This window comes from Flavobacterium arcticum (assembly GCF_003344925.1).
Taxonomy (GTDB): Bacteria; Bacteroidota; Bacteroidia; order Flavobacteriales; family Flavobacteriaceae; genus Flavobacterium; species Flavobacterium arcticum.
Genome location: NZ_CP031188.1, coordinates 590,884 through 611,248, shown reverse-complemented (window position 1 = coordinate 611,248; position 20,365 = coordinate 590,884). Strand labels below are relative to the sequence as shown.

The following is a 20,365-nucleotide window of genomic DNA, read 5'->3' as shown; positions in this document are numbered from 1 at the left end:
TATGAACAGAATCATAGTGTTGTTTTGCCTTTTACTAACATTTTCGGCTTTTTCACAAAAAAAACTAAGCGATTATAAGTACATGATTGTACCTGAAAGATTTGAATTTCAAAAAGCGACAGGTGAATATAACCTGAATCAGCTTACGAAGGGAATTTTTGAAAAGAAAGGTTTTACCGTGTTTTTATCTAGCGATATACTTCCTGAAAATTTGGCTTTTGATAGATGTAAATTATTGTATGCAAATGTGCAGGAGGAGTCGAGTATGTTTAAAACCGAATTAACTATTACTGTTAAAGACTGTTCGGGAAAAGTATTGTTTGCTACAGAAAAAGGAGTTAGTAAAGAAAAAGAAATTCAAAGAGCATATTATGAGGCACTGCGTGAAGCATCACGTTGGGTAGATACTATGGTGTATGATTATAACGGAAACACTCAAGCAAAGGTAGCTACTAATACTGCTGAATTTAAAACAGATGCCAATGTTGATGAATCTACACTCTTTGCACAGCCTATAAAAAATGGTTATCAATTAGTAGATAGTGCACCAAAGGTAGTCTTGAAGATGTATAAAACATCACACCCCGACTATTATATAGGTATTACCGAAGGTAAAAACGGAATGATTTTAAAAGATGATGGCAATTGGTTTTTTGAGTATTATCAAGATAATGAGTTGATAATAGAAAAACTGAATATAAAGTTCTAAAAAGTAACTTTTAATATCCATACTTATCTTTCCATCTGTTTTTTAAGAAATCGCGCGTGCTGTTTTCTCGACTGTTACTACCAGGGTCATAAAACTTAGTATTACTTATCTCATCGGGCAAAAACTCTTGCTCAGCAAAGTTATTCGCATAATCATGAGAGTATTTATACTCATCGCCATAGCCTAGTTCTTTCATTAACTTAGTAGGAGCATTGCGCAGGTGCAGTGGTATGGGTAAGTCACCTGTTTGTTTTACTATTTGTTGCGCTTTGTTTATCGCCATATAGCTTGCGTTACTTTTTGGAGAAGTAGCAAGGTATACTGCGCACTGACTTAATATAATTCTTGATTCGGGATATCCAATAGTCGACACTGCCTGAAAAGCATTGTTTGCCATAATAAGCGCCGTTGGGTTGGCATTACCAATGTCTTCACTTGCTAGTATTAGCATACGGCGCGCTATAAACTTTAAGTCTTCGCCACCTTCTATCATGCGTGCTAACCAATATACTGCGCCATTAGGGTCACTACCTCGCATCGATTTTATAAAAGCCGATATAATATCATAGTGTTGTTCACCTGTTTTATCATACAACACCGTGTTTTTTTGTGCTAGTTGCATTACCCGTTCATTGGTAATTTCGATAGTGTCACCCTCAGTAGCGTTTATCACTAACTCAAAAACATTAAGCAACTTTCTACCATCGCCACCAGATAGCCTTAATAGTGCTTCTGTTTCTTTTAGTATGATATTTTTTTGCTTTAAAACTTCATCCTTTTCCATTGCACGGTGCAATAAAGTCTCTAAGTCTTCGCGTGAAAATGGATTTAGTACGTAAACCTGACATCTTGACAATAAAGCAGGGATAACTTCAAAACTTGGATTTTCGGTAGTAGCACCTATAAGCGTTACCCAACCTTTTTCAACGGCTGCTAGTAGTGAATCCTGTTGCGATTTGCTAAAGCGATGAATCTCATCTATAAATAGTATAGGATTCTTAGCAGTAAACAGTCCACCACTTTGCTTTGCCTTCTCAATAACCTCCCGCACTTCTTTTACACCAGAGTTTATAGCACTCAGCACATAAAAGGGTCGTTTTGACTCTTGTGCCATAATTTGTGCTAGGGTCGTTTTTCCTGTTCCGGGAGGTCCCCAAAGGAGTAGTGAGGGAATAATGCCCTTTGCTATTTGGTGAGTTAACGAACCTTGCGGTCCTACCAAATGTTGTTGGCTAATATATTCTGATAAATGTTGCGGACGTATGCGTTCTGCTAATGGTGCTTCCATGATGTAAAATTAATCATTATGACAAAATTGCACGATATAAAAAGTGGTTAAATTCTTGACAAGTTATTATTACACTTGATATAATCTTTATACCGTGAATGATAATCGCTTTAAATTTTCTCCCTCTGTATTAGCTTGGCCACTATATTTTGTAGTGTTTCTATGGATAATATACTGGATTGATATAAAATTTCCTGTAAACTTTGCACAGTACGGTGTTTACCCAAGAACATTTAAAGGACTTAGAGGTGTACTCTTTAGTCCTTTTATACATGGTAGTTTAGAACACTTATATAATAATTCTATACCCTTATTAGTGCTCATTGCTGCATTACGTTTCTTTTATAGGAGACACGCTTTACAGGTTATTGGCTATGGTATTTTACTGTCAGGAGCTATAACATGGCTCATTGGTAGAGAGTCCTACCATATAGGGGCAAGCGGGCTTATATATGTATTGGTAAGTTTTATGTTTTTTAAAGGGATACAAACAGGCTATTACCGTTTGGTAGCATTATCACTTACTATAATAATGTTATATGGCGGTATGATATGGTATGTTTTCCCAGATATAGATAAAGGTATATCATGGGAAGGACATTTGGCAGGACTTATTACAGGTTTTATATTTTCTCGATTGTATGATGCTCCCGATTATCAAAAACCTATAGTGTATGATTGGCAAAAGCCAAATTTCAACCCAGAGGATGACCCCTTTATGAAACGATTTGACGAGAACGGTAATTTTGTAAATCCGCCACCACCCGAGCCTGAACCCGAAGAAGAAAGCATACAGCCTACTTCATCTACAATGCCTAGAGTATCTATTGTATATACTTATACTAAAAATAGTAAAGAAGAGGATAATGAAGGTGCGGAAATCTAATTGTTATACCAAAAATTTACCTTCTTTGTCGTACTGCTTCATATAAGAAAGCACCACAAGCTACTGATACATTTAATGACTGTATAGTGCCAAACATAGGTAGTTTTACTTTTTCGTCTACTATTTTAAGCACCGATGGGTTAATACCTCTATCTTCAGATCCCATTATAATTGCCAATGGCTCTTTAAAGGATATGTCATAAATCGTGTCTTCGGTTTTCTCTGTAGCAGCAATTGTTTTTATTCCTGACCCTTGCAGGTGGAAAATAGCATCTTTAATATGTTCTACTTTACAAATGGGTACATTAAACACAGCTCCAGCCGATGTTTTTACGGTATCACCATTTACAGGTGCCGAACCTTGTTTTTGAACAATAATACCATCTACACCAGTACACTCTGCAGTACGTATTATTGCACCAAAGTTGCGTGCATCAGATAGTTGATCTAATATAAGGAAAAGAGGAGTTTTACCGCTTTCCATAACCTGTTCTACAAGTGTTTCAAGGTCATGAAATTTTATAGGAGCAATAGTCGCCACAGCACCTTGATGGTTGTTGTGTGTTAGTCGGTTTAGTTTTTCAACAGGTACATAGCTAAAGTTAATGCTATTACGCTTTAGCACCTTCATCAGGTCGCGCATTAGGTCGCCCTGTGTTTCTTTTTGTATAAAAACTTTATCTATTTCTTTACCTGCCTGTATAGCCTCTATAATGGCTCTTATCCCGAATATTTGGTGCTCTTTTTCCATACGGCAAATATAGTGATTTGGCTAGTGCTTTTTATACCCTATTACACTATTTCGTTAAAAGCGTGTTTTAAAACTAATATGCACTATAGAATTAGATAATTTTATAGGAGCATCTTTAGTGCTACCGTTAGCATATATTATATTAAATAATCCATTATTTGTTAGTAGTCCGAAACCAAAACCTAATCCCAGCAAATTGTCATTAAGTCCCGATGTTTTATCCTGAAAATACCCATAGTCAGTAATAGAGTATATATATAGGTTAGGCGATAGTATATACCTATACTCTGCCATTAAAGCAGTGTATAAACTTGCCTGTAGGCTGTTTTCGTTAAAACCCCTTATAGAGTTAATGCCACCAAAGCGGAAAAGCTCATTAATTATATAAGATTTGCTATTAAGGTAAAAGGTCTCATTCTTTAGGTTTATAATATTACGCTTATTAAGATAGAGATTATGCGAAATATCAGTTTGTATAAAGTATTGGTTTGTGTTAGTTGTTTTAGTGTCTCTTGTGCCAAAACCACCTTTTAGTAAAACAGATGTTTTTTCAGGAAATAGAAAATCATCAAAACTATAACCAGTATATTCATAGGTAGAGGTGTAGAATGTGCTCGAGTAATCACTAAGTGTACTATTGTCTATGTTTTGTATATCTACAGACTCTGTTTGTTTGTAACCTAAATAAGCACGAGAGTTATAATTAAAGTAATATCCAATATTTAAGTCGGTAACGGTCGTTTGAAAAGTACTATCTTGTTTAAAAATATTCAGACTCGCTTTTATACCTATCGGGCTTTTAAAAATGTAAGGTAACTCTAAAGATGTATTAAAAGTGGTTTGTTCGTCGCCATTGTTTTTCCAGTACAGGTTAAATCGCTCTCCGGTGTTTAATACATTAATAAGTAATAGGTCTAAGTAGCCGTTAAAGCGAACATTGCCTTCATCTTGATCGTTAGAAAAGCCTATATATCCATCAAAGGTGTTTGGTTTGGCTTTCTCTAAATATACATATACCTTAGTAGTGTCTTCTTTAAATAATATCTCGGGGTATTTAATTTGATTTACAAAGCGTATAGCATTAAAATCATTATGCAGTCGCTGTAGGTTTTCCTGATTAAAAATTTTGCCTTTATACTTTCTCAATATATTACGACGTATCCCTTCGGGGAATTTTTTGTACCCTTCTAGTACAAGCCCATCAAGTGTTCGTTTTTTTTCTATTACAATTGTAAGTGAAGCATTTAAAACCTGGTCTTTCTTCTCGAGATCTATAAGTTGTAAGTTGCTTAAAGAGTATCCTTTCTTTTCTAATAAAGCCATATTACTGTTCATGAAGCTTTCGGTTTCGGCTATGGGTAGGCTAATAGTGTCTTTAGTTATGTTTAAAAGCTGTTTATGAAAATCAGATAGCTTACCTGTATATATATGTATAGTGTTTGTTTTATTTCCTATAGAAAAAGTATGATTAAAAACGGAGTCATTTACCTTGCGATAGGAGGCTTCTTTATTTTCTAGATAACCAGCTGTTAATAAGGTTTTAGATAACAGTGCGGTTTCTTCTAATATTGATTTAGCATTTTTATGAACCTTATTATAAGATATAGAGTCGATGATTTTAGTTTCGTTAACGGTATTACCCTCCACTTTTAAATAAAGGTTTTGTGCTTTTACCGAAAAGCAAAGCATAAAAAGTAAAAATATAAAGGGGAGTTTTTTCAATGCAAAAAATGTTGTCGGTAAAAATAACGTAAAAAAACCTGAAAAAATATAAACAGCACTTTATGTTGACAATTCGTTTGAAAATTAATGGGTTAAGATTTGTTTTGTTAATTATAATTTCTACATTTGCAACCCCGAAAAAAGCGGGAATTTTTAATTATAAGAAATTTTTAAAAGTAATTATGCCTACAATTCAACAATTAGTAAGAACAGGGAGAACCCAGATGACTAAGAAGAGTAAATCGGCTGCGTTAGATTCTTGTCCTCAAAGAAGGGGTGTATGTACGCGTGTTTACACGACTACACCTAAGAAACCGAATTCTGCAATGCGTAAAGTTGCAAGGGTTCGTTTGACAAATGGTAATGAAGTGAATGCTTACATACCAGGAGAAGGACATAACCTACAAGAGCACTCGATAGTATTAGTTAGGGGTGGAAGGGTTAAAGATTTACCAGGTGTTAGATACCACATTGTACGTGGTGCTCTAGATACTGCCGGCGTAAGCGGGAGGTTACAGAGAAGATCTAAATATGGTGCTAAACGACCTAAAGACAAAAAGTAATTTTTAAAGAGTTTTAAAGAAAAGACATGAGAAAAAGACAGGCTAAAAAAAGACCTCTTTTACCAGATCCAAGATTTAACGATCAGCTGGTAACGCGTTTTGTGAATAACTTAATGTGGGATGGTAAGAAATCTACTGCTTTTAAAGTGTTTTATGATGCAATTGACATCGTAGAGACTAAGAAACAAGATGAAGAAAAAACAGCATTAGAAATGTGGAAAGACGCATTAACTAATGTTATGCCTCATGTAGAGGTAAGAAGTCGTAGAGTAGGTGGAGCTACTTTTCAGATACCAATGCAGATTCGTCCAGACAGGAAAATCTCAACGGCTATGAAGTGGTTAATACTTTATGCAAGAAAAAGAAATGAGAAATCTATGGCTCAAAGATTAGCATCAGAAATTTTAGCTGCGGCTAAAGAAGAAGGTGCTGCTGTTAAAAAGAGAATGGATACTCATAAAATGGCTGAAGCAAATAAAGCGTTCTCTCACTTTAGATTTTAATTTATAAAAAAGATAAATTTTTAAGAAATAATGGCTAGAGATTTAAAATATACTAGAAACATAGGAATTGCTGCTCATATTGATGCTGGTAAAACAACAACAACAGAGCGTGTTCTTTTTTATACTGGTAAATCGCACAAAATTGGTGAGGTGCACGATGGTGCTGCAACAATGGACTGGATGGCGCAAGAGCAAGAAAGAGGTATTACAATTACATCTGCTGCTACTACTTGTACTTGGAATTTCCCAACAGAACAAGGTAAGCCGCTTCCAGAAACGCTTCCTTATCACTTTAATATTATTGATACTCCTGGACACGTTGATTTTACTGTTGAAGTAAATCGTTCGTTAAGGGTTCTTGATGGTCTTGTTTTCTTGTTTAGTGCAGTTGATGGTGTTGAGCCACAATCTGAAACAAACTGGAGGCTGGCTGATAATTATAAAGTGCCTCGTATGGGCTTTGTGAATAAAATGGACCGTCAAGGGTCTAACTTCCTTGCTGTTTGTCAGCAAGTAAGAGATATGCTAAAATCTAATGCAGTTGCAATCACTTTGCCAATTGGTGAAGAAAATGATTTTAAAGGTATTGTAGATTTAGTAAAAAATCAGGCTATTATATGGCATGATGAAACTCAAGGTGCTACATTTGATATTATTCCTATTCCTGAAGATATGAAGGAAGAGGTTCATGAATACAGAGCTGCTCTTATAGAAGCGGTTGCTGATTATGATGAAACTCTTATGGAGAAATTCTTTGAGGATGAAGATTCTATTACTGAGGAAGAGATTAATGTTGCTTTGAGAAAAGCTACTATTGATATGTCTATCATACCAATGATATGTGGTTCAGCGTTTAAAAATAAAGGTGTTCAGTTTATGCTGGATGCAGTTTGTAAATACCTTCCATCTCCAATGGATAAAGAAGGTATTGTAGGTGTTAACCCAGATACAGAAGAAGAAGAATTACGTAAGCCAGATCCTAAAGCGCCTTTTGCCGCTTTAGCATTTAAAATTGCTACTGACCCTTTTGTTGGTCGTTTAGCATTCTTTAGAGCTTATTCAGGTAGGCTTGATGCTGGTTCTTATGTATTGAATACACGTTCAGGTAACAAAGAGCGTATTTCTCGTATCTACCAGATGCATGCTAACAAGCAAAATCCAATTGAATATATTGAGGCAGGAGATATTGGTGCGGCAGTAGGATTTAAGGATATTAAAACTGGAGATACACTGTGTAATGAAAAAAATCCAATAGTATTGGAGAGTATGGATTTTCCAGATCCAGTAATTGGTATCGCTATTGAACCTAAAACTAAAGCTGACGTTGATAAAATGGGTATGGCTTTGGCTAAACTTGCAGAAGAAGATCCAACATTCCAAGTTAAAACAGATGAGGCTTCAGGTCAAACTATTATATCAGGAATGGGTGAGCTTCACCTAGACATCCTTATTGATAGAATGAGACGTGAGTTTAAAGTTGAAGTTAACCAAGGTGAGCCTCAAGTTGAATATAAAGAAGCATTTACTAAAGATGCACAGCACAGAGAAGTTTATAAGAAACAATCTGGTGGTCGTGGTAAATTTGCAGATATCGTTTTCAACATTGGTCCAGCAGACGAAGGTGTTGTTGGTCTTCAGTTTATTAACGAAGTAAAAGGTGGTAACGTTCCTAAAGAATATGTACCATCTGTAGAGAAAGGATTTAAAATGGCTATGAAAGCAGGACCTCTTGCAGGTTATGAAGTTGATAGCTTGAAAGTAACTCTTAAAGATGGATCTTTCCACCCTGTGGATTCAGATGCATTATCTTTTGAGTTGGCTGCAAAATTAGGTTATAAAGAATCTGGTCGTGCTGCTGGTGCTGTTATCCTTGAGCCTATAATGAAAATTGAAGTTATCACTCCTGAAGAAAACATGGGAGATATCGTTGGTGACCTTAATAGAAGAAGAGGTCAAGTTAGTGATATGGGTGACAGAGCTGGTGCTAAAACCATTAAAGCAAATGTTCCTTTATCAGAAATGTTTGGTTATGTAACTACATTGAGAACACTATCTTCTGGTAGAGCAACATCTACAATGGAGTTTTCTCACTATGCTGAGACGCCTTCAAACATATCAGAAGAAGTAATCAAGAAAGCTAAAGGCAACGATTAACGATTAATCTTAAAGAAAATGAGTCAGAAAATCAGAATAAAATTAAAATCATACGATCATAGTCTTGTAGATAAATCTGCAGAGAAGATCGTTAAAACGGTAAAGAGCACAGGTGCTGTTGTTACAGGTCCTATTCCTTTACCTACAAACAAAAAGATTTTTACAGTACTGCGTTCTCCGCACGTAAATAAAAAATCTAGAGAGCAGTTTGAAGTTAGTTCTTACAAAAGGCTTCTTGATATCTATAGTTCTTCTTCTAAAACTATCGACGCGCTAATGAAATTAGAGCTTCCTAGTGGTGTAGAAGTTGAGATTAAGGTATAATTATAAAAGAATTGATTTTTATAAGTTGAGTATTGAGTAATGTCTCAATACTCAACTTTTATATCTTATTCTATAAAGAGTTTTTAATAAATAGTAATTAATAATTAGTTTAATATGTCTGGGTTAATTGGAAGAAAAATCGGCATGACCAGTATTTTCGACGAAAACGGTAAAAACATACCGTGTACAGTAATCGAAGCAGGTCCTTGTGTCGTTACCCAAGTCAGAACCAATGAGGTTGACGGGTATAAAGCGTTACAACTTGGTTTCGATGACAAATCAGAAAAACATGTAGTAAAAGCGGCCGCAGGTCACTTTAAAAAAGCAGGAACTTCTGGTAAAAGAAAAGTCGTTGAATTCAAGTATTTTGAAGAAGAACATAACTTAGGAGATGTTCTAACTGTAGATTTGTTCAGTGAGGGCGAATTTGTAGATGTGCAAGGAGTATCTAAAGGTAAAGGTTTCCAAGGTGTTGTAAAACGTCATGGTTTTGGCGGTGTTGGTCAAGCAACACACGGTCAGCATAACCGATTGAGAGCTCCTGGTTCTGTTGGTGCATCATCATATCCATCAAGGGTATTTAAAGGTATGCGTATGGCAGGAAGAATGGGTGGAGAAAATGTAACAGTACAAAACCTTACAGTTTTAAAAGTTGTGGCAGAAAAAAACCTTATTGTTGTTAAGGGTGCTGTGCCAGGACATAAGAACTCGTATGTAATCATTCAGAAGTAATGGAAGTAAAAGTATTAGATATCAACGGAAAAGAAACTGGCAGAACGGTAACCCTTTCTGAATCAGTATTCGCAATTGAGCCTAACAAGCACGCTGTTTACCTTGATGTTAAGCAATACCTTGCTAACCAAAGGCAGGGTACGCATAAGGCTAAAGAAAGAGCAGAAGTAACAGGAAGTACACGTAAGATAAAGAAACAAAAAGGTACAGGTACTGCTCGTGCGGGTAGTATTAAAAATCCTTTGTTTAAAGGTGGTGGTACTATTTTTGGCCCTAGACCAAGAAGCTACTCTTTTAAGCTTAATAAAAATCTTAAGCGTCTTGCAAGAAAATCGGCGTTAGCATTAAAAGCCAAAGATTCAAACTTAGTTGTTGTAGAAGAATTTAATTTTGATGTACCAAACACTAAAAATTTCATTAATGTTTTGAATGCTTTAGGGTTAGATAATAAAAAATCTTTATTTGTGTTGGGTGATACAAATAAAAACGTATATTTGTCGTCACGCAATTTAAAAAGCACTAGTGTTATAACTCACTCAGAATTAAATACTTACGCAGTTATTCATGCGAATACTTTAGTTTTAACAGAGGCTTCATTAGGGCAGATTGTAGAAAATTTAAGCAAATAATAGCGATATGAGCATTATAATTAAGCCTATCATCACTGAAAAAATAACTAAAGACGGAGAGATTTTTAACCGTTTTGGTTTTATTGTAAACAAAAAAGCTAACAAAATCCAAATAAAAAATGCTGTTGAGGCTGCTTATGGGGTTTCTGTTGTTAATGTAAATACAATGAATTACAGGGCTGATAGATCGGTTAAATACACTAAGAGTGGTTTAATATCAGGAAAGACAAATGCTTATAAAAAAGCAGTTGTACAAGTACAAGAAGGAGAAACAATAGATTTTTACAACAATATCTAAGATAAAATGTCAGTAAGAAAATTAAAACCTATTACCCCGGGTCAGCGTTTTAGAGTTGTTAATAGCTTTGACACTATTACAACTGATAAGCCGGAGCGTTCTTTGATCGCACCGAAAAAAAACTCAGGCGGTAGAAATAGTCAAGGGAAAATGACCATGCGTTACACAGGCGGTGGTCACAAACAAAGGTATCGTATAATAGATTTTAAAAGAACCAAAGTAGGTATTCCTGCTGTGGTTAAAACTATCGAGTACGATCCAAACCGTTCAGCGTTTATTTCGTTATTGTATTACGCTGATGGAGAAAAAGCTTACATAGTCGCTCAAAACGGCTTACAAGTAGGTCAAACTGTAGTTTCAGGAGAGGATGCTGTGCCAGAAATTGGTAATGCAATGCCTTTAAGTAAAATTCCTCTAGGAACTGTTATATCTTGTATTGAGCTACGTCCAGGTCAAGGTGCTGTTATAGCTCGTAGTGCTGGTACTTTTGCTCAGTTAATGGCGAGAGATGGAAAATATGCAACAATTAAAATGCCTTCAGGAGAAACAAGGTTAATCCTTTTAACTTGTATGGCTACTATTGGTGCGGTTTCTAACTCAGATCATCAATTGGTTGTTTCTGGTAAAGCAGGTAGATCAAGATGGTTAGGTAGAAGGCCAAGAACAAGACCAGTAGCAATGAACCCGGTAGATCACCCAATGGGTGGTGGTGAAGGACGCTCTTCAGGAGGTCACCCACGTTCTAGAAAAGGACTTCCGGCAAAAGGTTACAGGACTCGTTCTAAAGTTAACCCGAGTAATAAGTATATCGTAGAACGTAGAAAGAAATAATAAGTAAGATATGGCACGTTCATTAAAGAAAGGACCTTTCGTTCACTATAAGTTAGAGAAGAAAGTTCAGGAAAATATAGAAAAGGGTAATAAAGGAGTTGTTAAGACTTGGTCTAGAGCTTCTATGATTACACCTGATTTTGTTGGGCAGACTATAGCGGTACATAACGGACGTCAATTCGTTCCAGTTTACGTTACAGAGAATATGGTAGGTCATAAACTAGGAGAATTTTCACCAACGCGCTCTTTTAGAGGTCACGCTGGTGCTAAAAATAAAGGTAAAAAATAATAAGAAGCTATGGGAGTTCGTAAAAGAGAAAGAGCAGAGCAGATAAAAGAAGCTAACAGGCAAGTAGCATTTGCCAAGCTTAATAACTGCCCAACTTCGCCCCGAAAAATGCGCATAGTTGCAGATTTGGTAAGAGGTAAAAAGGTAGAATTGGCTCTTAATATATTAAAATTCAATAGTAAAGAGGCTTCTCGCAAATTAGAAAAACTTTTGTTATCAGCTATTAATAACTGGCAACAAAAAAATAGCGAGGGTAATCTTGAAGAAGCTGGTCTTTTTATAAAAGAGATTAGAGTTGACGGTGGAGCTATGCTAAAGAGACTTAGACCAGCACCACAAGGTCGTGCTCATAGAATAAGAAAACGTTCTAATCACGTTACAATCGTGCTTGGAGCTATTAACAATAATACACAAAGCAATTAATAAACAGTATGGGACAAAAGACAAATCCAATAGGGAATCGCCTTGGTATCATCAGGGGATGGGACTCCAACTGGTATGGTGGAAATGATTACGGTGACAAACTTGCCGAAGATCATAAAATCAGAAAGTACATCCATGCCCGTTTAGCAAAAGCGAGTGTATCTAAAGTAATAATCGAGAGAACGCTTAAACTTGTAACCGTTACTATCACTACTGCCCGTCCTGGTATTATTATCGGTAAAGGTGGACAAGAGGTAGACAAGTTAAAAGAAGAACTTAAGAAAATTACTGACAAAGAGGTTCAAATCAACATCTTTGAAATTAAAAGACCTGAAATTGATGCTCACCTTGTAGGTGCAAGCGTTGCTCGTCAGATTGAAAGCAGAATCTCTTACAGGAGAGCTATCAAGATGGCAATTGCTGCCGCTATGCGTATGAATGCAGAGGGTATCAAAATTTTAATCTCAGGTCGTTTGAACGGAGCTGAAATGGCACGTTCTGAAATGTTCAAAGAAGGTAGGGTTCCTCTATCAACTTTCAGAGCTGATATTGATTATGCACTTGTAGAAGCTCATACTACTTATGGTAGAATGGGAATCAAAGTGTGGATCATGAAAGGTGAAGTTTACGGTAAGAGAGATCTTTCTCCGTTAGTAGGTATGGATAAAAAACAATCCAAATCTTCAGGATCTCAAGGAAGACCTAATTCAGGTGGACCGGGCGGAAGACCAAACCAACGCAAAAGAAAGTAATTATTTAAACTAAAGAAAAATGTTACAGCCTAAAAGAACAAAATACCGTAAGGTACAAAAAGGTAGAATGAAGGGACTGTCTCAAAGAGGACACGAACTTTCTAATGGAATGTTTGGTATAAAATCTTTAGATTCATCTTTTATTACCTCTCGTCAAATCGAGGCAGCCCGTATTGCGGCAACTCGTTTTATGAAAAGAGAAGGTCAATTGTGGATTAAAATTTTCCCGGATAAACCTATTACCAAAAAACCTCTTGAGGTACGTATGGGTAAAGGTAAAGGTGCAGTTGAATATTGGGCTGCCGTTGTTAAACCGGGTAGAATTATGTTTGAAGTAGGAGGGGTGCCAATGGCGGTAGCAAAAGAAGCTTTACGTCTAGCTGCACAAAAACTTCCTGTGAAAACTAAGTTTATTGTTGCCAGAGATTTTGAAGCATAATTAAACATTTATTATGAAACAATCAGAAATTAAAGATCTATCTGCAGCTGAGTTACAAGGTAAACTTGGTGAATTAAGAAAGACATATGCCGATCTAAAATCAGCTCATGCTATATCTCCTATCGAAAACCCATTACAGATTAGAACTGTAAGAAGGTCTATTGCGAGAGTAGCCACTGAGTTAAGCAAACGCGAATTGCAATAATTGTAGTCTAGCTGAAAAGATGGAAAAAAGAAAATTAAGAAAAGAGCGAGTAGGTGTTGTTACTAGCAACAAAATGGTAAAATCCATAGTTGTGTCTGAAACAAGAAAAGTAAAACACCCATTATACGGTAAGTTCGTGTTGAAAACAAAGAAATATGTTGCACACGACGAAACAAACGACTGTAACATTGGAGATACTGTAAGGATCATGGAAACACGTCCTTTAAGTAAATCTAAATGTTGGAGATTAGTAGAAATCATTGAAAGAGCGAAGTAATTATGGTACAACAGGAATCCAGATTAAAAGTAGCAGATAACACGGGAGCTAAAGAAGTTTTAACTATCCGTGTATTAGGAGGAACGAAACGTCGTTATGCCTCTGTTGGAGATAAAATTGTAGTTTCTATAAAAGATACAACACCTAACGGTAACGTTAAAAAAGGTACTGTATCTACTGCAGTTGTTGTACGTACCAAAAAAGAAGTGAGAAGAGCCGATGGTTCATACATTAGATTTGATGATAACGCTTGCGTATTGTTAAATGCTACTGGTGAAATGAGGGGAACTCGTGTTTTTGGTCCTGTAGCAAGAGAGCTTCGTGAAAAACAATTCATGAAAATTGTATCATTGGCACCAGAGGTGCTTTAATTGATTGAAAAATGATAAAGCTAAAGATAAAAACAGGAGACACAGTTAAAGTAATTGCTGGAGAGGACAAAGGTTCTGAAGGTAAAGTGCTTCGTGTACTTCGTGAAAAAAACAAAGCAGTAGTTGAGGGAATAAATATGGTGTCTAAACACACTAAGCCAAGCGCTAAAAACCCTCAAGGAGGCATTGTTAAGAAAGAAGCTCCAATTCATATTTCTAACCTTGCAATTGTAGATCCTAGTACTAAAGAGGCTACAAGAACTGGTGTTAGAGTAGAAGGAGATAAGAAAGTGAGATTTTCAAAAAAATCTAATCAAGTATTATAGTGATGACTTATATACCAAGATTAAAGAGTGAATATAAAGAGAGGGTAATACCTGCTCTTACGGAAGAGTTTGGCTATAAAAACGTAATGATGGTTCCTAAACTTGAAAAAATCGTTTTAAGCCGTGGAGTCGGAGCTGCTGTGTCAGACAAGAAATTGATTGATTATGCAGTAGATGAGCTTACAAAAATAACTGGACAAAAGGCTATTTCTACTATTTCTAAAAAAGACGTTGCGTCTTTCAAACTTAGAAAAGGTATGCCAATTGGTGCTAAAGTTACACTTCGTGGAGAAAGAATGTATGAATTCCTTGATAGGTTGATTACATCTGCATTACCACGTGTAAGGGATTTTGGCGGAATTAAGGCTACAGGTTTTGACGGTAGAGGTAATTATAACCTAGGTGTTACTGAGCAAATCATTTTCCCAGAAATTGATATTGATAAAGTAAACAAAATATCAGGTTTAGATATTACATTTGTAACTTCTGCAGAAACGGATAAAGAAGCGAAATCATTATTAGGAGAATTAGGATTACCTTTTAAAAAGAATTAAGATATGGCTAAAGAATCAATGAAAGCCCGTGAGGCTAAAAGAGAGGCAATGGTAGCTAAGTATGCTGAAAAAAGGAAAGCTTTATTAGAAGCTGGAGATTATGAAGGTTTACAAAAACTTCCTAAAAATGCTTCACCAGTACGTTTACACAATCGTTGCAAACTTACAGGTAGGCCAAGAGGGTATATGCGTCAATTCGGTATTTCACGTGTAACATTCCGTGAAATGGCTAATAATGGATTGATACCAGGAGTTAAAAAGTCAAGTTGGTAATTAAGTTTTAAAAGGAAAAAAAATGTACACAGATCCTATAGCAGATTTTTTGACCAGAGTTAGAAATGCAGTAAGAGCAAACCATAAAGTGGTAGAGATTCCTGCATCTAACCTGAAAAAAGAAATCACAAAGATTTTATTTGATCAAGGATATATTTTAAGTTACAAGTTTGATGATAGCTCTGTACAGGGTACAATCAAAATAGCTCTTAAGTATGATAAAGAAACTAAAGAGTCTGTAATTAAAGATATCCAGAGAATTAGTAAACCAGGTTTACGTAAATATGCAGGTTCAACTAGCCTACCAAGAATCCTTAACGGATTAGGTATTGCCATAGTATCTACATCAAAAGGTTTGATGACAGGAAAACAGGCAAAGCAACAAAATGTTGGTGGTGAAGTAATCTGTTACGTATACTAATATAAAAGACTTTATACGATGTCAAGAATAGGTAAAAATCCAGTAACAATACCAGCCGGTGTAACTGTAGAAGTTAACGGTGATGTTGTTACAGTAAAAGGTAAAAAAGGAGAGCTTAAGCAACACTTTGTAGATGTTTCTATAAAAGTTGAAGATGGGCAGGTTCTTGTAGAGAGATCATCTGATCATAAAGAAATGCGTTCTAAGCATGGCTTATACAGGTCTTTGATAAATAATATGGTTATTGGTGTTTCCGAAGGATTTACTAAACAACTTGAGTTGGTAGGAGTTGGTTACAGAGCTTCTAACCAAGGGCAGAAACTTGATCTAGCATTAGGATTCTCTCACAATATAGTTCTTGAGGTTGTTCCTGAAGTTACTGTAGAAACTGTATCAGAAAAAGGTAAAAACCCTATAGTGAAGTTAACTTCTCATGACAAACAGCTTGTAGGACAAATAGCGGCAAAAATCCGTTCGTTCCGTAAGCCTGAGCCATACAAAGGAAAAGGAGTTAAATTTGTGGGTGAAGTATTAAGAAGAAAAGCAGGTAAATCAGCTTAAAAATTAAGACTATGTCATTAAACAAATCTGAAAGAAGACAAAGAATTAAGTTCAGAATCAGAAAGATTGTAAGCGGAACTGCTGCTAGACCAAGACTTTCTGTTTTCAGAAGTAATAAAGAAATCTATGCACAGCTCATAGATGACGAAAATGGTGTAACTTTGCTGGCTGCTTCTTCTAGAGATAAAGCTATCGCAAAAGGGACTAATATAGAAACTGCTGCAGCTGTTGGAAAACTTGTTGCTGAGAAAGCTATCGAAGCAGGTGTTGATACTGTCTCTTTTGACAGAGGAGGATACCTTTATCACGGACGTGTTAAATCATTAGCTGAAGGCGCAAGAACAGCTGGACTTAAATTCTAAGAAATTATGTATCATAATTATAAAAACGTAGAACTTGTAAAACCAAGCGGACTTGAACTTAAAGATCGTTTGGTAAGTGTAAATCGTGTTACTAAAGTTACCAAGGGTGGTAGGGCTTTCGGTTTCTCTGCTATTGTAGTAGTAGGAGATGAGAATGGCGTTGTTGGCCATGGTCTTGGTAAATCTAAAGATGTATCTGAAGCTATTGCAAAAGCAGTAGAAGACGCTAAAAAGAACTTGGTAAGAATACCACTTTCTGGTCAATCTGTTCCTCATGAGCAAAAAGGTAAATTTGGTGGTGCACGTGTGCTACTAATGCCTGCTTCTCATGGTACAGGTGTTATTGCCGGTGGTGCTGTTCGTTCGGTTCTTGAGTCAGTAGGTATTCACGATGTATTATCAAAATCGCAGGGTTCATCGAATCCTCACAATGTTGTTAAAGCTACTTTTGATGCTTTACTTCAAATGAGAAGTGCTGTAAGTGTTGCAAAACAAAGAGGTATTTCTTTAGAGAAAGTATTTAAAGGTTAATTCAAGGAAATAATGGGAAAAATAAAAGTAAAACAAGTTAAGAGTAAAATCAACTGTCCTCAAACCCAGAAGCTTACTTTAGAGTCTTTGGGACTTCGTAAAATGGGGCAGGTTGTTGAGCATGATGCGACTCCTTCTATCCTTGGAATGGTAAACAAAGTTAAACACTTAGTTTCTGTAGAGGAAACTAAATAACAAATACAGTAATGGATTTAAGTAACTTACAACCGGCTGAAGGTTCAGTTCAAAGTAAAAACAAAAGAGTAGGTAGAGGCGAAGGATCCGGTAAGGGTGGTACTTCTACACGTGGGCACAAAGGTGCTAAATCACGTTCAGGTTACTCTAAGAAAATTGGTTTTGAAGGTGGACAAATGCCTTTACAAAGACGTGTGCCTAAGTTTGGTTTCAAAAACATAAACCGTAAGGAATATGCTGGAATTAACCTTGACACGCTTCAAGCTCTTGTAGACAATGGTGTTGTTACTGATACTGTAGATTTTACAGTAATGGTAGAAAATCGTTTGGCTACTAAGAATGAAATGGTAAAGATTTTGGGAAGAGGAGAGCTTAAGGCAAAACTAAAAGTAACTGCTCACAAATTTACAGCAACAGCTAAAGCGGCTATCGAAGCTGCAGGTGGCGAAGCTGTAACATTATAATCTTTATAACAATGAAGAAATTTTTCGAAGCGTTTCTCAATGTCTGGAAAATAGAGGAACTAAAAAACAGAATTTTAGTTACTTTGGGATTGTTACTTGTGTACCGTTTTGGTGCACATGTTACATTGCCAGGTATTGATGCTACAAAATTAAATAATTTATCAGATCAGACTGAACAAGGTATTGGTTGGCTTATTGATGTATTTACAGGTGGTGCGTTTTCGCAGGCATCTGTATTTGCATTGGGTATTATGCCATACATTTCAGCTTCGATTGTAGTTCAGCTTATGGGTATTGCGATACCTTACCTGCAAAAATTACAAAAAGAGGGCGAAAGTGGTACCAAGAAAATAAATCAGATTACCCGTTGGTTAACTATACTTATTACGTTGGTACAAGGTCCTGGTTATATCTATAACCTATACAATACACTTCCTAGCGAAGCGTTCTTGCTACCGTCTGATTCGTTTCCATTCCTTTTCTCATCAGTAGTAATACTTACCACAGGTACAATATTTGCTATGTGGCTTGGTGAAAAGATTACAGACAAAGGTATTGGTAATGGTATATCACTATTAATTTTGGTGGGTATTATTGCAAGAATGCCTCAAGCTTTTATACAAGAGTTTACTACTGTAGTAACAAATAACAATGGTGGTCCATTAATTTTGGTACTAGAAGTTGTTGCATGGCTACTGGTTATAATTGTTTGTATATTACTTATTATGGCTGTTCGAAGAATTCCGGTACAGTATGCAAGGCGTACAACTAGCGGTGATTATGAGCAAGACCTAATGGGGGGCAACAGGCAATGGATACCTTTAAAGCTTAATGCTTCGGGAGTTATGCCAATAATATTTGCTCAGGCTATTATGTTTATTCCTGCTGCATTAGCAGGTTTATCTAAGTCTGATACGGCTCAAACAATCACAGCACAGTTTCAAAATGTGTTCGGTTTAGCCTACAATGTTGTTTTTGCGTTATTAATTATAATTTTTACGTACTTTTACACCGCAATTACAGTACCGACCAATAAAATGGCCGATGACCTTAAACGAAGTGGAGGTTTTATACCAGGTATTAGACCAGGTGTAGAAACTGGAGATTATTTAGATAAAATCATGTCATTAATAACATTCCCTGGTTCTCTATTTCTTGCTATCATAGCTATTTTACCAGCTATAGCGGTTAGTTTTGGGGTACAATCACAATGGGCTTTGTTTTATGGCGGAACATCGTTATTAATTATGGTTGGGGTTGCAATCGATACTATTCAGCAAATAAATTCATACTTGCTTAACAAGCATTATGATGGTTTAATGAAAAGTGGTAAAAATAGAAAAGCAGTAGCTTAATAGTTTTATGGCAAAACAAGCAGCAATAGAACAAGACGGATCAATCATTGAGGCATTGTCCAATGCAATGTTTCGTGTTGAATTAGAAAATGGACACGTAGTTATAGCTCATATTTCAGGAAAGATGCGTATGCATTATATTAAATTATTACCTGGTGATAAAGTAAAACTTGAAATGAGCCCTTACGATTTATCCAAAGCAAGAATTACTTATAGATATTAAAAGCTATTAAAATGAAAGTAAGAGCATCAGTAAAGAAAAGAAGTGCCGACTGTGTTATAGTACGCAGAAAAGGCAGATTATACGTTATTAACAAAAAGAATCCTAGATTTAAACAAAGACAAGGATAATTATGGCGAGAATTGCAGGGGTAGATGTACCTAAAAACAAGAGAGGAATCATTGCTTTAACATATATCTTTGGTATTGGTAAAAGCAGAGCTACAGAGATTTTAGAAAAAGCTCAAGTTAGCGAAGATAAAAAAGTACAGGAATGGAATGATGATGAAATCAGTGCCATCCGTGAAGCAGTTTCTTACTTCAAGATTGAAGGTGAGTTACGTTCAGAAATATCTTTAAACATTAAACGTTTAATGGATATCGGATGTTACAGAGGTATTCGTCATAGAGCAGGTCTTCCTTTAAGAGGACAACGCACTAAGAATAATTCCAGAACTAGAAAAGGTAAGAGAAAAACTGTTGCCAACAAGAAAAAAGCAACTAAATAATAAGTAGTAGTATGGCTAAAGCGAATACAAAAAAACGTAAAGTTGTTGTAGAATCAACTGGCGAAGCTCACGTATCTGCAACTTTTAATAATATCATTATTTCTTTGACTAATAAGAAAGGTGAAGTTATTTCTTGGTCTTCTGCCGGAAAAATGGGCTTTAGAGGTTCTAAAAAGAATACTCCGTATGCTGCTCAAATGGCTGCCGAAGATTGTAGTAAAGTTGCTATCGAGGCTGGACTTAAGAAAGTTAAAGTTTACGTTAAAGGACCAGGGAATGGAAGAGAATCTGCCATCAGGTCTTTACATAATGGAGGAATTGAAGTTACTGAGATTATCGATGTAACTCCGTTACCACACAATGGTTGTCGTCCTCCTAAGAGAAGAAGAGTTTAATTTATTTTATAGTATAACCACAAACAGGATTTAAAGGATTATCGGAGGATATGA

General features: G+C 36.0%; 34 protein-coding genes. 31 read left to right on the top strand and 3 right to left on the bottom strand.

What is annotated here, in order from left to right:
• Position 1 precedes the first annotated feature (1 nt).
• Positions 2 to 709 (top strand): hypothetical protein, encoded by a 708-nt coding sequence (locus DVK85_RS02845; RefSeq protein ID WP_127960542.1) that lies wholly within the window; start codon positions 2 to 4, stop codon positions 707 to 709.
• Between the two features lie 10 nt (positions 710 to 719).
• Here the strand turns inward: DVK85_RS02845 and DVK85_RS02840 are convergent, their stop codons facing one another.
• Positions 720 to 1,997, bottom strand: a complete 1,278-nt coding sequence (locus DVK85_RS02840) for a replication-associated recombination protein A (RefSeq protein WP_114676981.1) — start codon at positions 1,995 to 1,997, stop codon at positions 720 to 722.
• A 94-nt stretch (positions 1,998 to 2,091) separates the two neighbouring features.
• Between DVK85_RS02840 and DVK85_RS02835 the strand changes: the two genes are divergently transcribed.
• Positions 2,092 to 2,883 carry a rhomboid family intramembrane serine protease gene (locus DVK85_RS02835; RefSeq protein WP_114676980.1) on the top strand — a complete coding sequence of 264 codons (792 nt, stop codon included), beginning with the start codon at positions 2,092 to 2,094 and terminating at the stop codon, positions 2,881 to 2,883.
• 16 nt (positions 2,884 to 2,899) lie between these two features.
• Here DVK85_RS02835 and rlmB read toward each other — a convergent pair whose 3' ends face one another.
• Both rlmB and DVK85_RS02825 read right to left on the bottom strand, forming a co-directional pair.
• Complete coding sequence (gene rlmB / locus DVK85_RS02830) at positions 2,900 to 3,634, bottom strand: 23S rRNA (guanosine(2251)-2'-O)-methyltransferase RlmB (RefSeq protein ID WP_114676979.1); 735 nt, start codon at positions 3,632 to 3,634, stop codon at positions 2,900 to 2,902.
• A 54-nt stretch (positions 3,635 to 3,688) separates the two neighbouring features.
• The gene (locus DVK85_RS02825) at positions 3,689 to 5,323 is read right to left on the bottom strand and encodes a BamA/TamA family outer membrane protein (protein WP_240339559.1); all 1,635 of its coding nucleotides are present in this window, start codon (positions 5,321 to 5,323) and stop codon (positions 3,689 to 3,691) included.
• A gap of 215 nt (positions 5,324 to 5,538) precedes the next feature.
• Here DVK85_RS02825 and rpsL point away from each other — a divergent pair, with 215 nt between their 5' ends.
• From rpsL to rpsK, 29 genes are all read left to right on the top strand, one after another.
• Positions 5,539 to 5,919, top strand: a complete 381-nt coding sequence (gene rpsL / locus DVK85_RS02820) for a 30S ribosomal protein S12 (RefSeq protein ID WP_114678964.1) — start codon at positions 5,539 to 5,541, stop codon at positions 5,917 to 5,919.
• A gap of 26 nt (positions 5,920 to 5,945) precedes the next feature.
• Entirely contained in the window at positions 5,946 to 6,422 is a 477-nt protein-coding gene (rpsG, locus tag DVK85_RS02815; protein WP_114676977.1) for a 30S ribosomal protein S7, read from the top strand.
• Positions 6,423 to 6,452: 30 nt separating this feature from the next.
• Complete coding sequence (gene fusA, locus DVK85_RS02810) at positions 6,453 to 8,576, top strand: elongation factor G (RefSeq protein WP_114676976.1); 2,124 nt, start codon at positions 6,453 to 6,455, stop codon at positions 8,574 to 8,576.
• 18 nt (positions 8,577 to 8,594) lie between these two features.
• Positions 8,595 to 8,900 (top strand): 30S ribosomal protein S10, encoded by a 306-nt coding sequence (gene rpsJ, locus DVK85_RS02805; RefSeq protein ID WP_114676975.1) that lies wholly within the window; start codon positions 8,595 to 8,597, stop codon positions 8,898 to 8,900.
• A 114-nt stretch (positions 8,901 to 9,014) separates the two neighbouring features.
• Complete coding sequence (rplC, locus tag DVK85_RS02800) at positions 9,015 to 9,632, top strand: 50S ribosomal protein L3 (protein ID WP_114676974.1); 618 nt, start codon at positions 9,015 to 9,017, stop codon at positions 9,630 to 9,632.
• Entirely contained in the window at positions 9,632 to 10,261 is a 630-nt protein-coding gene (gene rplD, locus DVK85_RS02795) for a 50S ribosomal protein L4 (RefSeq protein ID WP_114676973.1), read from the top strand. The genes rplC and rplD overlap by 1 nt, the downstream gene beginning before the upstream one ends.
• A 7-nt stretch (positions 10,262 to 10,268) precedes the next feature.
• The gene (gene rplW / locus DVK85_RS02790) at positions 10,269 to 10,559 is read left to right on the top strand and encodes a 50S ribosomal protein L23 (protein ID WP_114676972.1); all 291 of its coding nucleotides are present in this window, start codon (positions 10,269 to 10,271) and stop codon (positions 10,557 to 10,559) included.
• 6 nt (positions 10,560 to 10,565) lie between these two features.
• On the top strand, positions 10,566 to 11,390 hold the full coding sequence (gene rplB / locus DVK85_RS02785) for a 50S ribosomal protein L2 (RefSeq protein WP_114676971.1): 825 nt from the start codon (positions 10,566 to 10,568) through the stop codon (positions 11,388 to 11,390).
• A 10-nt stretch (positions 11,391 to 11,400) separates the two neighbouring features.
• Complete coding sequence (gene rpsS / locus DVK85_RS02780; RefSeq protein WP_020213638.1) at positions 11,401 to 11,679, top strand: 30S ribosomal protein S19; 279 nt, start codon at positions 11,401 to 11,403, stop codon at positions 11,677 to 11,679.
• A 9-nt stretch (positions 11,680 to 11,688) separates the two neighbouring features.
• The gene (gene rplV, locus DVK85_RS02775; protein WP_114676970.1) at positions 11,689 to 12,102 is read left to right on the top strand and encodes a 50S ribosomal protein L22; all 414 of its coding nucleotides are present in this window, start codon (positions 11,689 to 11,691) and stop codon (positions 12,100 to 12,102) included.
• A gap of 8 nt (positions 12,103 to 12,110) precedes the next feature.
• Positions 12,111 to 12,854, top strand: coding sequence for a 30S ribosomal protein S3 (rpsC, locus tag DVK85_RS02770; protein WP_114676969.1), 744 nt, complete (start codon positions 12,111 to 12,113; stop codon positions 12,852 to 12,854).
• 19 nt (positions 12,855 to 12,873) lie between these two features.
• Positions 12,874 to 13,293 (top strand): 50S ribosomal protein L16, encoded by a 420-nt coding sequence (gene rplP / locus DVK85_RS02765; protein ID WP_114676968.1) that lies wholly within the window; start codon positions 12,874 to 12,876, stop codon positions 13,291 to 13,293.
• A 13-nt stretch (positions 13,294 to 13,306) separates the two neighbouring features.
• Positions 13,307 to 13,498: a 50S ribosomal protein L29 gene (gene rpmC, locus DVK85_RS02760; RefSeq protein WP_114676967.1), complete on the top strand. Its 192-nt coding sequence runs from the start codon at positions 13,307 to 13,309 to the stop codon at positions 13,496 to 13,498.
• A gap of 19 nt (positions 13,499 to 13,517) precedes the next feature.
• Complete coding sequence (gene rpsQ / locus DVK85_RS02755) at positions 13,518 to 13,775, top strand: 30S ribosomal protein S17 (protein ID WP_114676966.1); 258 nt, start codon at positions 13,518 to 13,520, stop codon at positions 13,773 to 13,775.
• Between the two features lie 2 nt (positions 13,776 to 13,777).
• Positions 13,778 to 14,146 carry a 50S ribosomal protein L14 gene (gene rplN, locus DVK85_RS02750; protein WP_114676965.1) on the top strand — a complete coding sequence of 123 codons (369 nt, stop codon included), beginning with the start codon at positions 13,778 to 13,780 and terminating at the stop codon, positions 14,144 to 14,146.
• A gap of 11 nt (positions 14,147 to 14,157) precedes the next feature.
• Complete coding sequence (gene rplX, locus DVK85_RS02745; RefSeq protein ID WP_114676964.1) at positions 14,158 to 14,472, top strand: 50S ribosomal protein L24; 315 nt, start codon at positions 14,158 to 14,160, stop codon at positions 14,470 to 14,472.
• 2 nt (positions 14,473 to 14,474) lie between these two features.
• Positions 14,475 to 15,026: a 50S ribosomal protein L5 gene (gene rplE / locus DVK85_RS02740; protein ID WP_114676963.1), complete on the top strand. Its 552-nt coding sequence runs from the start codon at positions 14,475 to 14,477 to the stop codon at positions 15,024 to 15,026.
• A gap of 3 nt (positions 15,027 to 15,029) precedes the next feature.
• A complete protein-coding gene (gene rpsN, locus DVK85_RS02735) occupies positions 15,030 to 15,299 on the top strand; it encodes a 30S ribosomal protein S14 (RefSeq protein ID WP_114676962.1) in 270 nt (89 codons plus the stop codon).
• Between the two features lie 22 nt (positions 15,300 to 15,321).
• On the top strand, positions 15,322 to 15,720 hold the full coding sequence (gene rpsH, locus DVK85_RS02730) for a 30S ribosomal protein S8 (RefSeq protein WP_114676961.1): 399 nt from the start codon (positions 15,322 to 15,324) through the stop codon (positions 15,718 to 15,720).
• Between the two features lie 18 nt (positions 15,721 to 15,738).
• On the top strand, positions 15,739 to 16,281 hold the full coding sequence (gene rplF, locus DVK85_RS02725) for a 50S ribosomal protein L6 (protein ID WP_114676960.1): 543 nt from the start codon (positions 15,739 to 15,741) through the stop codon (positions 16,279 to 16,281).
• A gap of 11 nt (positions 16,282 to 16,292) precedes the next feature.
• Positions 16,293 to 16,643 (top strand): 50S ribosomal protein L18, encoded by a 351-nt coding sequence (gene rplR, locus DVK85_RS02720; protein WP_114676959.1) that lies wholly within the window; start codon positions 16,293 to 16,295, stop codon positions 16,641 to 16,643.
• A 6-nt stretch (positions 16,644 to 16,649) separates the two neighbouring features.
• Positions 16,650 to 17,174: a 30S ribosomal protein S5 gene (gene rpsE, locus DVK85_RS02715; protein WP_114676958.1), complete on the top strand. Its 525-nt coding sequence runs from the start codon at positions 16,650 to 16,652 to the stop codon at positions 17,172 to 17,174.
• Positions 17,175 to 17,186: 12 nt separating this feature from the next.
• Positions 17,187 to 17,369 (top strand): 50S ribosomal protein L30, encoded by a 183-nt coding sequence (rpmD, locus tag DVK85_RS02710; protein WP_114676957.1) that lies wholly within the window; start codon positions 17,187 to 17,189, stop codon positions 17,367 to 17,369.
• 11 nt (positions 17,370 to 17,380) lie between these two features.
• Positions 17,381 to 17,833 carry a 50S ribosomal protein L15 gene (gene rplO / locus DVK85_RS02705; protein WP_114676956.1) on the top strand — a complete coding sequence of 151 codons (453 nt, stop codon included), beginning with the start codon at positions 17,381 to 17,383 and terminating at the stop codon, positions 17,831 to 17,833.
• A gap of 11 nt (positions 17,834 to 17,844) precedes the next feature.
• The gene (secY, locus tag DVK85_RS02700; protein WP_114676955.1) at positions 17,845 to 19,188 is read left to right on the top strand and encodes a preprotein translocase subunit SecY; all 1,344 of its coding nucleotides are present in this window, start codon (positions 17,845 to 17,847) and stop codon (positions 19,186 to 19,188) included.
• Between the two features lie 7 nt (positions 19,189 to 19,195).
• Positions 19,196 to 19,411, top strand: a complete 216-nt coding sequence (gene infA / locus DVK85_RS02695) for a translation initiation factor IF-1 (protein WP_035129818.1) — start codon at positions 19,196 to 19,198, stop codon at positions 19,409 to 19,411.
• Positions 19,412 to 19,422: 11 nt separating this feature from the next.
• Positions 19,423 to 19,539 carry a type B 50S ribosomal protein L36 gene (ykgO, locus tag DVK85_RS02690; protein WP_114676954.1) on the top strand — a complete coding sequence of 39 codons (117 nt, stop codon included), beginning with the start codon at positions 19,423 to 19,425 and terminating at the stop codon, positions 19,537 to 19,539.
• A 2-nt stretch (positions 19,540 to 19,541) separates the two neighbouring features.
• Positions 19,542 to 19,916, top strand: a complete 375-nt coding sequence (rpsM, locus tag DVK85_RS02685) for a 30S ribosomal protein S13 (RefSeq protein ID WP_114676953.1) — start codon at positions 19,542 to 19,544, stop codon at positions 19,914 to 19,916.
• Between the two features lie 11 nt (positions 19,917 to 19,927).
• A complete protein-coding gene (gene rpsK, locus DVK85_RS02680; protein WP_114676952.1) occupies positions 19,928 to 20,311 on the top strand; it encodes a 30S ribosomal protein S11 in 384 nt (127 codons plus the stop codon).
• Positions 20,312 to 20,365: the final 54 nt, after the last annotated feature.

Coding starts and splice junctions, on each gene's coding strand:
- DVK85_RS02845 (WP_127960542.1), top strand. CDS start 2: ATGAACAGAATCATAGTGTTGTTTTGCCTTTTACTAACATTTTCGGCT.
- DVK85_RS02840 (WP_114676981.1), bottom strand. CDS start 1,997: ATGGAAGCACCATTAGCAGAACGCATACGTCCGCAACATTTATCAGAA.
- rlmB (WP_114676979.1), bottom strand. CDS start 3,634: ATGGAAAAAGAGCACCAAATATTCGGGATAAGAGCCATTATAGAGGCT.
- DVK85_RS02825 (WP_240339559.1), bottom strand. CDS start 5,323: ATGCTTTGCTTTTCGGTAAAAGCACAAAACCTTTATTTAAAAGTGGAG.
- rpsL (WP_114678964.1), top strand. CDS start 5,539: ATGCCTACAATTCAACAATTAGTAAGAACAGGGAGAACCCAGATGACT.
- rpsG (WP_114676977.1), top strand. CDS start 5,946: ATGAGAAAAAGACAGGCTAAAAAAAGACCTCTTTTACCAGATCCAAGA.
- fusA (WP_114676976.1), top strand. CDS start 6,453: ATGGCTAGAGATTTAAAATATACTAGAAACATAGGAATTGCTGCTCAT.
- rpsJ (WP_114676975.1), top strand. CDS start 8,595: ATGAGTCAGAAAATCAGAATAAAATTAAAATCATACGATCATAGTCTT.
- rplC (WP_114676974.1), top strand. CDS start 9,015: ATGTCTGGGTTAATTGGAAGAAAAATCGGCATGACCAGTATTTTCGAC.
- rplD (WP_114676973.1), top strand. CDS start 9,632: ATGGAAGTAAAAGTATTAGATATCAACGGAAAAGAAACTGGCAGAACG.
- rplW (WP_114676972.1), top strand. CDS start 10,269: ATGAGCATTATAATTAAGCCTATCATCACTGAAAAAATAACTAAAGAC.
- rplB (WP_114676971.1), top strand. CDS start 10,566: ATGTCAGTAAGAAAATTAAAACCTATTACCCCGGGTCAGCGTTTTAGA.
- rpsS (WP_020213638.1), top strand. CDS start 11,401: ATGGCACGTTCATTAAAGAAAGGACCTTTCGTTCACTATAAGTTAGAG.
- rplV (WP_114676970.1), top strand. CDS start 11,689: ATGGGAGTTCGTAAAAGAGAAAGAGCAGAGCAGATAAAAGAAGCTAAC.
- rpsC (WP_114676969.1), top strand. CDS start 12,111: ATGGGACAAAAGACAAATCCAATAGGGAATCGCCTTGGTATCATCAGG.
- rplP (WP_114676968.1), top strand. CDS start 12,874: ATGTTACAGCCTAAAAGAACAAAATACCGTAAGGTACAAAAAGGTAGA.
- rpmC (WP_114676967.1), top strand. CDS start 13,307: ATGAAACAATCAGAAATTAAAGATCTATCTGCAGCTGAGTTACAAGGT.
- rpsQ (WP_114676966.1), top strand. CDS start 13,518: ATGGAAAAAAGAAAATTAAGAAAAGAGCGAGTAGGTGTTGTTACTAGC.
- rplN (WP_114676965.1), top strand. CDS start 13,778: ATGGTACAACAGGAATCCAGATTAAAAGTAGCAGATAACACGGGAGCT.
- rplX (WP_114676964.1), top strand. CDS start 14,158: ATGATAAAGCTAAAGATAAAAACAGGAGACACAGTTAAAGTAATTGCT.
- rplE (WP_114676963.1), top strand. CDS start 14,475: ATGACTTATATACCAAGATTAAAGAGTGAATATAAAGAGAGGGTAATA.
- rpsN (WP_114676962.1), top strand. CDS start 15,030: ATGGCTAAAGAATCAATGAAAGCCCGTGAGGCTAAAAGAGAGGCAATG.
- rpsH (WP_114676961.1), top strand. CDS start 15,322: ATGTACACAGATCCTATAGCAGATTTTTTGACCAGAGTTAGAAATGCA.
- rplF (WP_114676960.1), top strand. CDS start 15,739: ATGTCAAGAATAGGTAAAAATCCAGTAACAATACCAGCCGGTGTAACT.
- rplR (WP_114676959.1), top strand. CDS start 16,293: ATGTCATTAAACAAATCTGAAAGAAGACAAAGAATTAAGTTCAGAATC.
- rpsE (WP_114676958.1), top strand. CDS start 16,650: ATGTATCATAATTATAAAAACGTAGAACTTGTAAAACCAAGCGGACTT.
- rpmD (WP_114676957.1), top strand. CDS start 17,187: ATGGGAAAAATAAAAGTAAAACAAGTTAAGAGTAAAATCAACTGTCCT.
- rplO (WP_114676956.1), top strand. CDS start 17,381: ATGGATTTAAGTAACTTACAACCGGCTGAAGGTTCAGTTCAAAGTAAA.
- secY (WP_114676955.1), top strand. CDS start 17,845: ATGAAGAAATTTTTCGAAGCGTTTCTCAATGTCTGGAAAATAGAGGAA.
- infA (WP_035129818.1), top strand. CDS start 19,196: ATGGCAAAACAAGCAGCAATAGAACAAGACGGATCAATCATTGAGGCA.
- ykgO (WP_114676954.1), top strand. CDS start 19,423: ATGAAAGTAAGAGCATCAGTAAAGAAAAGAAGTGCCGACTGTGTTATA.
- rpsM (WP_114676953.1), top strand. CDS start 19,542: ATGGCGAGAATTGCAGGGGTAGATGTACCTAAAAACAAGAGAGGAATC.
- rpsK (WP_114676952.1), top strand. CDS start 19,928: ATGGCTAAAGCGAATACAAAAAAACGTAAAGTTGTTGTAGAATCAACT.